This window comes from Vibrio hannami, assembly GCF_029589055.1.
GTDB classification, from domain to species: Bacteria; Pseudomonadota; Gammaproteobacteria; order Enterobacterales; family Vibrionaceae; genus Vibrio; species Vibrio hannami.
Genome location: NZ_JARQZP010000003.1, coordinates 650,281 through 664,448 on the forward strand (window position 1 = coordinate 650,281; position 14,168 = coordinate 664,448).

11 protein-coding genes and 2 pseudogenes are annotated in these 14,168 nt (G+C 42.4%); 9 read left to right on the forward strand and 4 right to left on the reverse strand.

The window, feature by feature from the left end; translation table 11 throughout:
• Nucleotides 1-65: 65 nt before the first annotated feature.
• The 3 genes from P7F88_RS04580 to P7F88_RS04590 all read left to right on the forward strand — a co-directional run bounded on the left by P7F88_RS04580 (nucleotide 66) and on the right by P7F88_RS04590 (nucleotide 3,282).
• Nucleotides 66-1,055, forward strand: a complete 990-nt coding sequence (locus tag P7F88_RS04580; protein ID WP_277822298.1) for a LacI family DNA-binding transcriptional regulator — start codon at nucleotides 66-68, stop codon at nucleotides 1,053-1,055.
• Nucleotides 1,056-1,195: 140 nt separating this feature from the next.
• Nucleotides 1,196-2,797, forward strand: coding sequence for a glycoside hydrolase family 32 protein (locus tag P7F88_RS04585; protein ID WP_277822300.1), 1,602 nt, complete (start codon nucleotides 1,196-1,198; stop codon nucleotides 2,795-2,797).
• A 92-nt stretch (nucleotides 2,798-2,889) separates the two neighbouring features.
• The gene (locus P7F88_RS04590; protein WP_277824552.1) at nucleotides 2,890-3,282 is read left to right on the forward strand and encodes a nitrous oxide-stimulated promoter family protein; all 393 of its coding nucleotides are present in this window, start codon (nucleotides 2,890-2,892) and stop codon (nucleotides 3,280-3,282) included.
• Between the two features lie 32 nt (nucleotides 3,283-3,314).
• Here the strand turns inward: P7F88_RS04590 and P7F88_RS04595 are convergent, their stop codons facing one another.
• The gene (locus P7F88_RS04595) at nucleotides 3,315-4,685 is read right to left on the reverse strand and encodes an MATE family efflux transporter (protein WP_277822302.1); all 1,371 of its coding nucleotides are present in this window, start codon (nucleotides 4,683-4,685) and stop codon (nucleotides 3,315-3,317) included.
• 52 nt (nucleotides 4,686-4,737) lie between these two features.
• Between P7F88_RS04595 and P7F88_RS04600 the strand changes: the two genes are divergently transcribed.
• Both P7F88_RS04600 and P7F88_RS04605 read left to right on the forward strand, forming a co-directional pair.
• Nucleotides 4,738-5,631: an AraC family transcriptional regulator gene (locus P7F88_RS04600; RefSeq protein WP_277822304.1), complete on the forward strand. Its 894-nt coding sequence runs from the start codon at nucleotides 4,738-4,740 to the stop codon at nucleotides 5,629-5,631.
• A 10-nt stretch (nucleotides 5,632-5,641) separates the two neighbouring features.
• Nucleotides 5,642-6,121 (forward strand): LabA-like NYN domain-containing protein, encoded by a 480-nt coding sequence (locus P7F88_RS04605; RefSeq protein ID WP_277822306.1) that lies wholly within the window; start codon nucleotides 5,642-5,644, stop codon nucleotides 6,119-6,121.
• 10 nt (nucleotides 6,122-6,131) lie between these two features.
• Here P7F88_RS04605 and P7F88_RS04610 read toward each other — a convergent pair whose 3' ends face one another.
• Nucleotides 6,132-6,770 (reverse strand): hypothetical protein, encoded by a 639-nt coding sequence (locus P7F88_RS04610; protein WP_277822308.1) that lies wholly within the window; start codon nucleotides 6,768-6,770, stop codon nucleotides 6,132-6,134.
• 115 nt (nucleotides 6,771-6,885) lie between these two features.
• Here P7F88_RS04610 and P7F88_RS04615 point away from each other — a divergent pair, with 115 nt between their 5' ends.
• Nucleotides 6,886-7,134, forward strand: a complete 249-nt coding sequence (locus P7F88_RS04615) for a DUF2164 domain-containing protein (RefSeq protein ID WP_277822310.1) — start codon at nucleotides 6,886-6,888, stop codon at nucleotides 7,132-7,134.
• Between the two features lie 47 nt (nucleotides 7,135-7,181).
• Here P7F88_RS04615 and focA read toward each other — a convergent pair.
• Nucleotides 7,182-8,638, reverse strand: a pseudogene (gene focA / locus P7F88_RS04620) (formate transporter FocA).
• Between the two features lie 208 nt (nucleotides 8,639-8,846).
• Here focA and P7F88_RS04625 point away from each other — a divergent pair.
• Complete coding sequence (locus P7F88_RS04625) at nucleotides 8,847-9,752, forward strand: LysR substrate-binding domain-containing protein (protein ID WP_277822312.1); 906 nt, start codon at nucleotides 8,847-8,849, stop codon at nucleotides 9,750-9,752.
• A gap of 181 nt (nucleotides 9,753-9,933) precedes the next feature.
• Nucleotides 9,934-10,425: a DUF1097 domain-containing protein gene (locus P7F88_RS04630; RefSeq protein ID WP_277822314.1), complete on the forward strand. Its 492-nt coding sequence runs from the start codon at nucleotides 9,934-9,936 to the stop codon at nucleotides 10,423-10,425.
• Between the two features lie 42 nt (nucleotides 10,426-10,467).
• On the opposite strand, the gene P7F88_RS04635 is transcribed toward P7F88_RS04630, so the two are convergent.
• Nucleotides 10,468-12,114 (reverse strand): DUF2813 domain-containing protein, encoded by a 1,647-nt coding sequence (locus P7F88_RS04635; RefSeq protein WP_277822316.1) that lies wholly within the window; start codon nucleotides 12,112-12,114, stop codon nucleotides 10,468-10,470.
• Nucleotides 12,115-12,294: 180 nt separating this feature from the next.
• Here P7F88_RS04635 and P7F88_RS04640 point away from each other — a divergent pair.
• Nucleotides 12,295-14,025: pseudogene (locus P7F88_RS04640) on the forward strand (bifunctional metallophosphatase/5'-nucleotidase).
• Nucleotides 14,026-14,168 lie beyond the last annotated feature (143 nt).

Consider the following 14,168-nt stretch of genomic DNA (forward strand, 5'->3'; position numbering starts at 1 on the left):
ATTTATCTTCCCGAAAGAGACAAAATTGCAAAATCCGATAACTAATCGAGTTAGAACTATAAATAATGGCCAGCCTTCATGACGTCGCACGCCTGGCAGGTGTATCAAAGTCCACCGTTTCGCGTGTCGTGAACGATGAATATGGAGTTAAGAACTCTACTAAAGAAAAAGTCCGTAAAGCGATTGAAGAGTGCGGATATGTTGTTAACCAGGTAGCGAAAGACCTGAAGTCTCAAAAAACCAACCTTATTGGGGTAATAGTCCCAACCATGTCGTCAAATGCGACGTCCTTAGGTGTCGATGGTTTGACAAAAGTTTTTGAAGAGCAAGGGAAACATGTGCTCCTGGCAAACAGTCAGCACCGTTACGAAAAAGAGCTGGAATACATCCGACTGTTCAATCAAAAGCGAGTTGAGGGCATCATTCTATATGCGACGCATCTCGACAAAACGCTTACCGATGCAATAGCTCAGTCCTCTGCGCCGGTCGTACTAGTCGGACAGGATGGCTCCTTTTTTAATATTCCAAGTATTGTTCACGATGATCAGCGCGTAGGTTTTATTGCAGGGCAGACGCTCGTTGAAAAAGGGGCTTCAAAGGTAGGCTTCATTGGTGTTTCCAGTAAAGATATCGCTGTAGATATTATGCGTTATAGTGGCCTGGAACAGGCTTTGTCACACAATGATTTGGGTGCGCCGCTTTTCCATAGTCGGGGCGAGTTCACTATAGAGTCTGGTTATGAACAGACTGTAAGCTTATTGACACAGTATCCCGATATTGAAGGGCTATTTTGCGCTACAGATAAAATTGCTATTGGTGCAATTAAAGCAATCAATGAATCGGGAAAAACAGCAGGAACAGATATTAAAGTTATTGGTGTAGGTAACGACGAACTAGGGTTTGTAGTTACGCCGTCACTAACCACCTTTGCCTATGCCTTTGAATACGCGGGAGAAACCGCTGCGAACACGGTTTTAGACCTGATTAATGAAAAACCGCACTCATCCTCGAAGGTCGTATTGGGCTTTGAACCTATTAAACGCGAAACCTGCTAAGTCCTGTTCCCATTGGTTTGTTTGATTACTAAACCAGTGGGGATTAAGCCACCAATTATCACACAACTATCAATAAAAACTTGCTTTCATCTCTTGTTTACCATAAATTGCAAACGTTCCCAATAATTCAGAGTCAGATTATGTTACTAGAACGTTATGTCGAAGAATGCGGCGGTTTTTCAAACTTAAACCGAGTACTCGCCCCGGACAATAGGCTAATCCTAGAGTATGTGAATCCAGAGCTACTCAAGCTAAACGGGCAAAGAGGCGAGTTAAACTCCATGCTTCGTCAGGTAGCGTATTCCAGAACTGAAGAAATTTCTGATCAGTCGTTAACTGATTTGTGTGCAAGAATTGACACTGAACAGAAAAACGATGCAGAGAATCATCTAACTGAATTACCTTGTGAATATCGTCCTCTCTGGCATGTGTCGCCACCACAGGGACTATTGAATGATCCAAATGGTTTTATTTTTCATGAGGGCAAATATCATCTGTTTTATCAGTGGTACCCTTATAGATGTGAGCATAAAGATAAGTACTGGGCTCATTTAACGAGTAAAGACCTGATTCATTGGGATTGGAACCCATTAGCCCTCACACCTTCGAGTTGGTTTGATAGCCATGGTGTGTTTTCTGGTCACGCCTTAAGTCATGGTAATGAACTTCTACTTTTTTACACCGGGAATGTAAGGATTGGTGAGGCGAGGGATCGCCATACAACGCAGTGTATTGCCAAATCTAAAGACGGAATCAACTTTGAAAAAGTTGGGCCGGTAATCGGAGAGTTACCACCAGGTGTTACACCACATTGCCGCGATCCCAAGGTATTCAAACATGGTGATGAATGGGTAATGTTACTTGGTGCTCAGACTGAAGATTTGAAAGGTAGAGTAGCCGTATATAAATCTGATGATTTATATCATTGGGATTTTTTCAAACTGTGCGGAGAGGAATATGGTGACTTTGGCTACATGTGGGAGTGTCCGGATTTCTTCGAGTTAAATGGGCAGAGCTACACGGTTATTGGTCCTCAAGGAATAGACGCTCTGGGCAAGCACCACACCATTCCACACCACAACGGCATTGCAAAGGTCGAAATAGATACTGACGCCAATATTGAATTTGGCGAGTTTGAACATCTCGATTATGGGTTTGACTTCTACGCACCTCAAACAGCGTTAAGCGAAGACGGGCGGAGGTTAATGGTTGGTTGGATGGGCTTGCCTGATGAAACAGATCACCCAAGTGTAGATAATGGTTGGATACATCAGCTAACATCGGTTAGAGAACTGATCCAGTCTGATGGAAAGCTTATTCAGCGGCCAATTAAAGAGTTAGAAGCATTACGCGGCAACCAACAGAGTATTGTTCTTCAAGACTCTGAGTTTGACACTGGTTCTAATCAATATGAACTTGTTACGGAGCTGAGTTGGGGCCAATCACTTCAACTGTTTAAAGGTAATGAGTACCAGGTAAATATTGAGTTGGACGCAGATCTTAAGGTATTAAGACTGGACAGAAGCTGTACCCTGATTAGGGAAGGGGACACCATACGCGAAGTTGAGCTTGGTTCCAGTACAGTAAGCCTGCAAATTCTTGTGGATACCTCTTCGATAGAAGTATTTATAAATAATGGAGAGAAAGTACTGACAGGACGTATATTTGTGCCAACTGATTCAACGAATATTTCTGTTAAAGGAAAAGCAGAGTTGCAACTAATTAATTTAAAACAGAAATAACCGTCACAGAGTATACCTCTAAAGAGTTAATTAAACGGGTTCGGAATTATAGTATCCTTGATGTATGCATTCATGAATAGAGTATGAAAAGCATGGAAAAACCGAAAACTGTTTTAGAAGGCGAGCTTGAAACTGAATTTAGAACAGTTACCGCAATGATGCAGATATATTGCCGGAAACAACATAAATCAAAACAACTTTGCAATGATTGCGAAAGCCTTCTTTCTTATGCGGAGACAAAACTTGACCGTTGCCCCTATGGTCAGGACAAACCTACGTGCAACAATTGCCCGATTCATTGCTACAAACCTGAGCCAAAAGAACAAATGAAAGTAGTAATGCGTTTTTCCGGCCCTCGAATGTTGTTATCGCATCCAATACTCGCAATCAGGCATTTAAGGCATGAGAAAATAGCTGCGCCCGATGTAGTGCCAAAAAACATGTCTAATCGATACATTCGGCTAAACAGAAATAAAATAAGCTAGGTGTATAAGCCTAGCTTATTTTTTAGCTTAGATTAATTATGAGATAGGGTTAAGTTTCTGACCCAGGTCAACTTCAGGTAACGTGTGAAGCAGAGAGTAAACTTCACTATCTCTTCAGCAATTAATAGCAGATAGACTGTTGTAAAACTCCAACCCGCGATATGAGCAGCAAAGAAAGCTAGCGGAATACCGGTCACCCACATAGCGATAAAATCCATTCGAAGGCAAAATGAGGTCTCTCCGCCCGCTCTCAGTATGCCGTTAATGATGATAAGGTTAAGCATTCTTAGCCAGATACCACAGCATAAAATCGAAATCGCGGGTAGCGCCATCGGGTAAAATTCCTGAGCATTTAAGCCAAGCCATTCCAGTAGTACTTCTCTCTGTAGCAGTAAAAACGCGCCTAGAACAATGCCGATACCAAACACTAGTCGTATAAACACTTTCGACATGGCTATCGCTTGTTCAAATCTTTCTTGTCCAAGCGTCTGACCCGTTAAAACAGAGCAGGCGACTGAAACACCGAAGAACACCGAATAGCATAACGATTCGAACGGGCCAAGCATGCTATATACCGCGAGCTCGGTTGTTCCCATATGACCGAAAATCATTTGGTAAGTCAGAGTCCCCATTGCCCAAAGTAATGAGTTACACGCATTTGGCACCGCCAACGTTTTAAATGACCGGTATAACTTTTTCCCGTCGTCCAGCTTGTGAGCCGAGAGCAACCAGTGGCGTTTCATATATATATAGCCAAGCATCATCATCACCTGTATAAATCGTGATAATGTCGTTGCTAACGCTGCACCAGCAACCCCCATCGCTTCGATGCCAACCCCACCTTTAATCAACCATAGATTTAGGCCAATATTAATGGCGATAGTAATTGCTCCCAGGTAAAGGGGTGTCATCGCATCGCTGCTCGAACGCATGCTCGACTCAATCACAATAATAACGTGAGTGAGTAGTAATACAGGAAACCCATACCAAAGATACTGAGAACCATATTCGATGACTGTTGCGTCACCGGTTTGTAGTTGCATAATCCACGGAGATAACACAGTTATCAACAGCGTTACCGGTACAATAATTTTAATACCGAGTTTAATTGCCTGTAGTGTTACCGTCTTTGCAGAAGACGCATCTTTGATCCCCCAATACTGGGAAACCAGAATTCCATTTGCTGTACTTAATCCTGCCATGATCATAATGGCGACGAAATGCCATTTTGATGCAATTCCCACAGCTGCAGTGGCTTCCTTTCCGAAGTCACTAACCATGAGAACATCTGCCAGCGCAAGAATTGCGACCAGTGCGCTCTGAATCGCAACGGGTAGCGCAAGCTTTGCCACCCTTGTTATCAAACGGGGTGGAGTAGTTTTAGATTGTGATTGAAATGTCATAACTGCTCCTGTAATTTGGTGGGTAATATAGTGTGAGCTCTAGATTTATTACATGTTCAAAAATAACAAAAACCTGTTCAAATCCGTCATTAGTGATTTTGAACCTCCAGTGATTTGGCAAGATCACACTTACCTTGCACCCGCGTGCAAAGAGCGATTCTTAACCTTGTCAGATATCCCAGAACTAGAGGCTCAGCAGTTCTTTATGGCAGGCTTGTCTGAGCTAAGAGATGGCTACGAAGTTGAACGACTTGGCGCTGACTTGCATACGTTGCTTTTTACTCTGGAAGGAGAAGGACAGCTCACCACATCTAATACCAGAGTTCCATTGAAGCAGGACACATTGACAATATTGCCTGCAAATATACCGTTTAGATTTGAGCTACCCGAACATGACACCCATTGGAAGATGGTGTGGGTATTATTGCCAGCCGGATCTAAATGGGACTATTTAGCCGAATTTGGCCAAAGTGTTGTCCCATTTCAGGAGTGTGAACAGATATGGTCGATGCTCGTTTTACTTCACTCTGAGATTGGGAAACGCAGCAGTTATCGAAAACTGTTGATTAGTGAGATTTCAAGACTATTGACAGGTGTTGAAGCCAAGCCAATGACGTCGGTAATGCGAGTACAGGTGTTGTTTAATCAAATAGAGTCACAACTGCAGATGCCCTGGACAGTGAAAGATATGGCGGCCAGGTGTTTTATCAGCGAAGAGCAACTTAACCGAATTTCCAAATCACTTTACGGCTGTTCCCCACGAAGCCGCCTGATTTCCCTCCGGATGGAAAAGGCAGTGGATCTGTTACACAACAAAGACTGGACTGTTGGTATGATAGCGCAACGTCTTGGTTATAATGATCCCTATAATTTTACTCACAGGTTCAGAGCCCATTTCGGCTGTTCACCCAGAGAGTACCGTAAAAAACACATAAATAATGTTTAAAGAGAATACAATGACAAATGTTGCCGTATTTGTAGATGTGCAAAATGTCTATTACACCACTAGAGACGGCTTTAACCGTCGTTTTGACTACAACGCGTTTTGGAGAAAAATCGATAATAGTTATAACATCCTTTGCGCCAATGCGTATGCTATCGCCAGCAATAACGAAAAGCAGCGACAGTTTCATCACATATTGAGAGGAATCGGTTTTCAAGTAAAACTGAAACCCTATATTCAAAGATCTGATGGCACCGCGAAGGGGGATTGGGACGTCGGAATTACGCTAGATGTTATAGAAGCTGCAGCAAATAATGAAGTGGATGAGATAATTCTGCTCTCTGGAGACGGCGACTTCGATTTGCTCGCAGAAAGAGTGATAGAAAAATATGGCAAGGTTTTTACCGTATACAGCGTTGAGTCTCTTACCGCACAGAGCCTGATATCGAAAGCGAGTTATTACCACGCAATAGAAGACGATTTATTGCTCTAAACCGTGGCAGCTAATGCTGCCACTCCAGTATGGCGTACAATTGAATGTATTTTCGAACCAGTTGTTGATCAGTGGAGCGTACTAGTGGATGCCCAAACCTAAGATAACAGGGGCGGATCTTAAATCTCTCATCCAGCTCAAAAGTTAATTGAGACTCGCTTTTGTAAAGGGTTATACCTTGCTGGCTATACTCATTAACATCATCCGGTAGTTCTCCCATCCACCATGAAAGCAGTTCTCGGCTGAGCTTACTTCTCGAGATCCAGTGATCACTTAATAGAACCAACATATCGTTGGGTTGAATGGCGAAACCATACTCGGCCTGCCATTCACTGATATCCGCAAGCAACTTTTCTCTACAACTATGACTTGCACTCGCCATATGATGAGTAATAACCCAGACTGTACCAAGCTCAGAAGCAATCTGATAGTGGTGTGGGTGGTCAGTTGCTTTTACCGTTTCTATTGGCTCAAACTGATTATGGTAGCCGAAGTCGTCGAATGTAGAGCTAAGCCTGCGTGCAAACGCGCGCCCAAGGTGGTGTTCGCTCATTCCTCTGTTGTGTACAGTAGGGTAGTGATTCTCACACAGCTTAAGACAGTCTTTTTGGAAATTTTGAATGCACTTAATGACCAGATCCCTTAACAAGGTCCTTCTCCCGGATAATTTATGAATCCTAGTTTTTCCCTAAGATACAGTGTTTTGTGTTTGGTTGTGAAGTATTATCAAAATACTGATTCGATTCTATGATGTAGTAACAAAAATGAGCGATATAAAACTGGATACCATACAAAAAGAGGCGATGATCTCTTTGCTACAAGACTACTTTGACCAGGAGCTAAATACTGAGCTAGGTCAGTTTGATGCGGATTTTCTCATCGATTTTATCAGCAAAAAAATGGGTTCTATCTATTATAACCAGGGCGTAAAGGATGCTCAGGCAGTCATTGAAAGGAAAGTAATCGATATTGCGGATGAGCTATACGAGATAGAAAAAGAGACTGATTTGTAGCTATATTCGAGTAAATGGTGCCCGGAGTGTCCGGGCACCATTTGGATTTAAGCCGTTTCCAGCACTTGTTCTTTTTCAACAAGGTTCAGCGTATCGCCGTAGATAGGTCTCAGAGCACTTGCTACTTCGATTCTTGAAACAACACCGATAAGCTCGCCGTTATCCAATACTGGCATCATATGTGGTTTTGTTACCTTCATACTTTTCGCTCGTTCTTCCAGCGACAGTGTATTTAGTCTCATCGCGATACCAGAGTCAGAAACTGGGTATAGCTGTTCCTTGTCGATGCAGAGGTACTCTGAAATATCAAGTAGCGTATCGTCGGCATTAACTGCGAGCACATCACGAGTCATTAGGTCTACGACTTTCTGACCTTTTTCCGGGATGTAATCCTGACACCAAAGTTCCACCATTACATCATGAAGTGACAAAAAGCCTACCAATTTACCACTTACATCCGTTACCGGAGCACCTTGTTGGTCGCTTTTTAATAGTGTGTCCATCGCGATTTCAACCGGCATATCAGCAACTAATACAGGTGCATTTGTATTGACGATGTCTCTTACTAAAATATTGGTATTCATAGTTATATCCTTGACGTTGTTAGTATTGATTGTTGTTGTTACCGGTCTTAATTCGGCAGCTTTAATTTCTGGCATGCGAAAAACCGCCCAGTTGAATAGTCCAACTAGCACAGAGCCTCCTAGGATGTTACCCAGAGTGACGGGAATTAAGTTCGCAGTGATAAAGTTAGAGATAGTTAAATCAGAGTATTGAGAAGCTTCTACACCTAAGTGTGTCCAAAATGCATCGGGTGCAGTTGCCTTGATAGTGATACCCAGTGGAACCATGAACATATTCGCTACGCAGTGCTCAAAGCCACTACTTACGAACATTGCAACGGGTAGCATTACCATAAATGCCTTAGCCATTGCATTTTGACTGCTGAAGGTCAGCCATATAGCAAGGCATACAAGCAAGTTACATAAGATCCCTAGCGAAAAAGCCTGTACAGGAGTGTGGTGCAATTTATGTTGTGCAATATTTAATGCATTCAGCCCCCAACTACCGTGATCCATCTGATACAACCCGGCAGCACTAACCAATACCAGTAGTACGGTCGCACCGATAAAGTTACCGATATAAACCTTGCCCCAGATGGTTAGCATTTTATTAAAGCTAATTTCTTTATTAGCCCAAGCGATACTCGATAGTACTGAACTAGTAAAAAGCTCTCCCCGCAAAGTACGATCAGTATCAGCCCCATGCTAAATGCCAGTCCGCCAAGAAAGCGGCTGATTCCCCAGCCTGCTTCAGGATTTCCGGTAGTTACTGTTATATAAAACAAAAATGCCAATCCAATAAATGCGCCAGCCATAATGGCAAGGCTAATTGTCATGCTGGTAGTTTTACTGGTTTTTCCTAAAGCGAATTTCTCTGCTTCTGACATCATCTCTTTTGGTGAAAAGAACTGTCGTAAGTCTATCGAGTTTGTAGTCGACATGACGTGTATATCCTCCTATGACGCAGGGACCAATAGTCCTGATTTATAACCGCCCTTTGTATTTCGGGCATATCCACATTACGACGAAAAATATGTAGAGGTAAAATTGATAATAATTAGGTTGCTAATCAAAAAAATTGATATTGTTCTTTGGACTAAAAAAGGGTTTTTGTTACGATATACAAAACGTTAAAAACGAGATTTATTAATGCGTTACTCATTAAAACAGTTGGCTGTTTTCGATGCGGTTGCTGATACCGGAAGCGTTAGTCAGGCTGCTGATAACTTGGCTTTAACCCAATCGGCCACTAGTATGTCGCTGTCTCAACTTGAAAAAGTGCTGGGTCGTCCTTTGTTTGAAAGACAAGGGAAGAGAATGTCTTTGACTCACTGGGGTATGTGGTTAAGACCCAAGGCTAAACGGCTATTACAGGATGCTCAACAAATTCAACTCGGTTTCTATGATCAGCATTTAGTTAGCGGTGAGATAAGAATCGGTGCTAGCCAAACACCAGCCGAACACCTTGTTCCTGAGCTTATCAGCATCATTGATAATGACTTTCCTGAGATTCGAATGAATCTAAAAGTAAAGAGTACGCGTGGGGTGATAGACGGAGTATTGAATTATCGCTATGACCTTGGAATCATCGAAGGTCGCTGTGATGACAACCGTATTAATCAAGAGGTTTGGTGCAGGGATCATTTAATTGTCGTAGCTTCTGCCCATCATCCGTTTGCTAACCGAGAAAGAGTCAGTCTGGCTCAACTAGAGCAGGCAAAATGGGTATTGAGAGAAATTGGTTCTGGTACCAGAAAAATTTTTGATAGTTCGATTCATCACTTAATTTCTGATTTGGACGTTTGGCGTGAGTACGAACACGTTCCGGTTTTGAGAAGTATGGTTGAAAATGGCCCTTATCTCTCTTGCCTCCCATATCTGGATGTGGAAAACCATATTAAGAGTGGTCAGTTAGTGGCACTAAATGTACCGGAACTTGAAATGGAGCGTACGCTCTCTTTTATCTGGAGAGCCGATATGTCCGAAAGTCCATTAGCTGATTGCATCATTCGGGAAGGCTTAAGGATGGCACAAGGAAAACCGAGTGTTTTATAATTGATGGTCAGTTTAAGTTAATTTGATAGTTTAACCATATCTGTTGATTAATCGATTGCATCACATTATCTATGTAATAAAATGTATTGAGCAATGCATTAAGTGACGTGTATCACATTAAATTCTCGATATAACACTATTATTGCGCTTTAAATCACCACTATAGGTATTTGGAGCAATCATGAGTCCACTTTTTGCTATCGCACTTACAACCGGGATTTTGTCCGGGTTCTGGGGATGGGTATCAATATCGTTAGGTTTAATCACATGGGCTGGTTTCTTAGGGTGTACCAGCTACTTTGCGTCTCCTACAGATGGACTAAAAGGCCTTGGATTAAGCATGGTTGCAAATATCTCAGGTGTATTCTGGGCAATGATGATCATAAAAGGCGGCAGTATTATTCCTTTAGAGATAATGGGATTTGTTCTCACTGGGCTAGTATCGTTTCTAATGTGTATTCAGGCTAAATCCTCTTTGCTGGCCTATATACCAGGCACTTTCATCGGTTGCTGCGCCACGTTTGCTTCTGGTGGTGACTGGTCATTGGTTATTCCTTCAATCATCGTTGGTGGTGTGTTTGGGTATCTGATGAAATTTACCGGTTTATCCCTTAAAGCATGGGCGGAAAACCGTCAGTCGAACAGAGCAGGTGCTGCGCTTCAAAGTAACTGATAACAAGGTTCAATAACTTTTACATGGCAAGCGACAACTTTGTTAAGTATTACCGTTTGCCATAGTGATGACTCGTTTTAATGTTGTACGTATTAGCTTAGGTACACATTCAGGACCGCATTCATCACAGTAAGACACAATAGCTAATGCTAAGTCTGGCTTAGCAAATTTCTTTAAGGCCCTCGTGATCACTTTCTTCGGCGGTATAGGATGATCATGAGGGATCTTAATCAAATCCTTAAAGAAGTATTCAAATCCATTCAGATAGAGAAAGTGTTCAATGTCTTTCTCTGGTAACTCTGTCAATCGATGTTGTTTCAGATCGCTTCCCAACATATTTGAAACTGTTGCTGCATATTTTTTGCCGGCGGTATCTCCGTCGGTTACAACATGCCAATCTATTTCGAATGCTTTTGCCACTTTTAGCAGTGACTTTAATCCTGACTGAGCAAACTCAATAATGTGAACACCTTCTGCGGCCAGGTTGTAGCCGTATAATTTAGCCAGTTCGTTAAATAACCATACTTCGGTTTCCCCCTCAACTAAAAGCCAGCATCTTGCATATAAAGCGCTAGAGCGATGAAAGCGGATATGGAATCCTACACGTCTTAACTCATCCCGGCTCAACAGCTTATCTGGTAGTTGTTTTGCAACAGTACGATCTGATTTTCTAACCAGCCTTCTTATAGAATGAAGTGGAACTGAGCCAAGCAAATCGGCGCTGTTAGTGGTCAGGATTTTTTGCATTGGTATCAAACTAACCAGGTTCCAGGCTCTTAACAAGTGGGTAGGGTGAAGTCGCCCCTCGGGATCTTCGATAATAAATATTGGCCTAGCACATTTGCGCAAGTTGTTCGGACCTTTTGCCTGTAGGTAGTTATTAAGCAAAATAAGAATTAGCAGTCTGGTTTGGCTATTTTTTGTCTGTTCTATCTCCTGCAAAAGGTTTTTAGAGTTGCCAGTATGGGAAGTGAAAGAAAGACTATCACGAGCTCTGTTTGTTGGTACCTTACGTCGTTGTTTAAAAGAGAAATAGTGCTCAACAAGGTCGTACATTGAGTTAAGGCTACTTTTGACCTCTCCTTTATTTACATGTCCTGGCATATCTATTAAGCGTCGGCATGTGTTTTGGATTCTACGTTCAAGACGCGAACTTATTGCTTCTTGCTCTGTACCATTTCCATTATTACCATTTCTCAAACGACGTGAATCCCTCAATCGGATAACCGGATGCAGAGACATTAGTTCTGTCGCGAGTTTCTCTGGATGGTGAAGTGCTTTGGTTGTCCCATCACTGTTTAAAAATGAAAACTTTTGGGTAATCTTATATAAGTCTCTGTCGGCACTTACCCGATAGATCAGCTTCTTATTACCTTGTCCATCCTCTACCCATACAGGGCCTAGTTTTCTGTATCGGCCGGAACGTTCTTCACCGGCGAAGTTAGGGACAAAGGTAAGTATGATTTGAAGGTGCTGTGTTTGTGGGTGGGCAATGGCGTAATCAACATGAAAATCCTGCATTTCGAACTCATAGGGTTCTCCATCTGCAGGAAGGGCAATCGAAAGCGCATCCAACAAAGACGATTTACCCCAGGTATTTTCTCCGATGAGTGTGGTTAGTTCATCGCAGGTTAGAGAAAGGCGTTTAATGCCCCGGAAGCCAGAAATATCAATACGACTCAACTGCATAACTTACTCCTCAACTTATGTTAATCATAATTCATAAAGTTAAGGTTTGCCTAGTTTATTGTATGGCTTCGCTTTGATTTAAAAAGAAAAAAGTATAAAGGCAGAAACGAGATAAAAGTTTTCATGACATTGTCACATGGTTTGGCTTACTATTGCGGCGAATTAGAGAGAAAAGAAGATATGAATAAAAAGAATAAGCCCGTAAAACTAACCGTGGCTCATATAAATGACACCCATTCGTACTTTGAACCGCAGTCACTTCAGCTTTCATTAAACATAGACGGCTATCAGGTGACACCATTTGTCAGTAATGGCGGTTTCGCACGTATCGCGACTCGGGCAAAACAACTAAAAGCGCATGCACAAGAAGAAAATAGAGACTTCTTATTTTTCCATGCAGGGGATTGTTTTCAGGGAACGTTATATTTCTCGCTTTTTAAGGGCAAAGCTAACGCTGAAATGTTGAACGCCCTGGGAATTGACGCAATGACACTCGGTAACCATGAACTCGATATGGGTAACGATCCTGTTGCGGAATTTCTCGGCCGTATAGATTTTCCATTAATGTCTGGAAACTGGGACATCTCAAATGAGAGTAAAGAAAAGAAATTACGCCTTCAAAATAGCCCCAATCTCATCAGTTACAATCCCGCGTCTCATTGTGCAAACTGGATAACGAAAAACGTTCAGGATGAGGAGATTGCTATATTCGGGCTGTCGATAGATAAGATGAAAGACATTGCGAATGTCGACCCTGATACACCGTTTATGGACAGCATTATTACCGCCCGAAACACAGTAGAAGCAATCAGAAATAATGGGATTAATAAAATAATCCTGGTCAGTCATTTAGGTTTTGACGTTGATAAGCAGTTGGCTCAGCAAGTTGAAGGGATTAGCCTTATTATCGGCGGCCACACTCATACTCTTCAGGGTGATTTTTCTTCACTAGGTTTGGCTAAAGAAGAAGAATACGGTATTAACATCAACAATACTCATATTGTACAAGCGGGTATGCATACACAAGGCATTGGGCATTGTCATATCGATCTCAACGCAGAGGGAGAGTTACTTCGTTTGTTGGAAAGAACGAGCTACTTGTTGGGCGTAGATTATGTATCGATGCCACCTTGCAACAAGCTCACGATGATGATTTGCATAGTAAAGCCGCATCTTATCTTCGTTGCCATCAAAACGTTGTTGTCTGTAAAAAAGATCCCGATTTGCACGCGTTGTTGGAAGATAAGTACATACCTAGAGTTCGAAAGCTTCAGCAGGAAAAGATTGGCGTGGTGCCAGACAACTTACGCCATGTTCGGTTGCCAGATTCACAAGGTGCCAGTGAGATTGCACCTCTGGTAGCGGAGTCCTTTATCATATGATGACAGAAGTGGGCTTTTCACCAGAATTTGCCATCCATAATGCTGGCGGTGTCCGTACCGATTTAAAACAAGGTCCGGTATCCGTCGCGGATATAGCCGGCAAGCTGCTACCTTTTGCCGTTCCAATTGGCGTTTATCAGCTTAAGGGGAAAGATCTTGCCCTTACGCTCGAGGAGCAATAAACAACGCCTTCAATATCGGTGTCATTGGAACAGGGTCGGGAAGCTATCCCTATACCTATAATCTGGACTTCACTTACGATGAGAAGAAGGCCCCAGGGGAACGAATACAAAACCTTAAAATATACCGTTCATCAACTGGCTGGGAGGAAGTTCATCCCGATCAGCTGTATACCGGAACTTCTTCAGCTTATACGATGAAAGGTAAGGAAGGGTACGACGCTATTACCAATATGATTGGGGTAGGTACTGTAACTAATTATTCTATGGCCGATTGTTTTGTTTCGTTTGTTCGAAGTTGTCCGGAGCGACTTAGAGTGCCTCGTACAATTACTGAGCAGATTGGTTAATATTGGTACAACTATTGCTATAGATTCTCTGAAGCTCATGAAGAGCAGCCTAATCCTGGTGTTAACCCTGATATGGGAGAGAGTCAAATGTGGATTAAAGATTGGTTAGATACTGCGGTCGTCGTTGTGTGGATCGCAGCCTG

Coding starts and splice junctions, on each gene's coding strand:
- P7F88_RS04580 (WP_277822298.1), top strand. CDS start 66: ATGGCCAGCCTTCATGACGTCGCACGCCTGGCAGGTGTATCAAAGTCC.
- P7F88_RS04585 (WP_277822300.1), top strand. CDS start 1,196: ATGTTACTAGAACGTTATGTCGAAGAATGCGGCGGTTTTTCAAACTTA.
- P7F88_RS04590 (WP_277824552.1), top strand. CDS start 2,890: ATGGAAAAACCGAAAACTGTTTTAGAAGGCGAGCTTGAAACTGAATTT.
- P7F88_RS04595 (WP_277822302.1), bottom strand. CDS start 4,685: ATGACATTTCAATCACAATCTAAAACTACTCCACCCCGTTTGATAACA.
- P7F88_RS04600 (WP_277822304.1), top strand. CDS start 4,738: ATGTTCAAAAATAACAAAAACCTGTTCAAATCCGTCATTAGTGATTTT.
- P7F88_RS04605 (WP_277822306.1), top strand. CDS start 5,642: ATGACAAATGTTGCCGTATTTGTAGATGTGCAAAATGTCTATTACACC.
- P7F88_RS04615 (WP_277822310.1), top strand. CDS start 6,886: ATGAGCGATATAAAACTGGATACCATACAAAAAGAGGCGATGATCTCT.
- P7F88_RS04625 (WP_277822312.1), top strand. CDS start 8,847: ATGCGTTACTCATTAAAACAGTTGGCTGTTTTCGATGCGGTTGCTGAT.
- P7F88_RS04630 (WP_277822314.1), top strand. CDS start 9,934: ATGAGTCCACTTTTTGCTATCGCACTTACAACCGGGATTTTGTCCGGG.
- P7F88_RS04635 (WP_277822316.1), bottom strand. CDS start 12,114: ATGCAGTTGAGTCGTATTGATATTTCTGGCTTCCGGGGCATTAAACGC.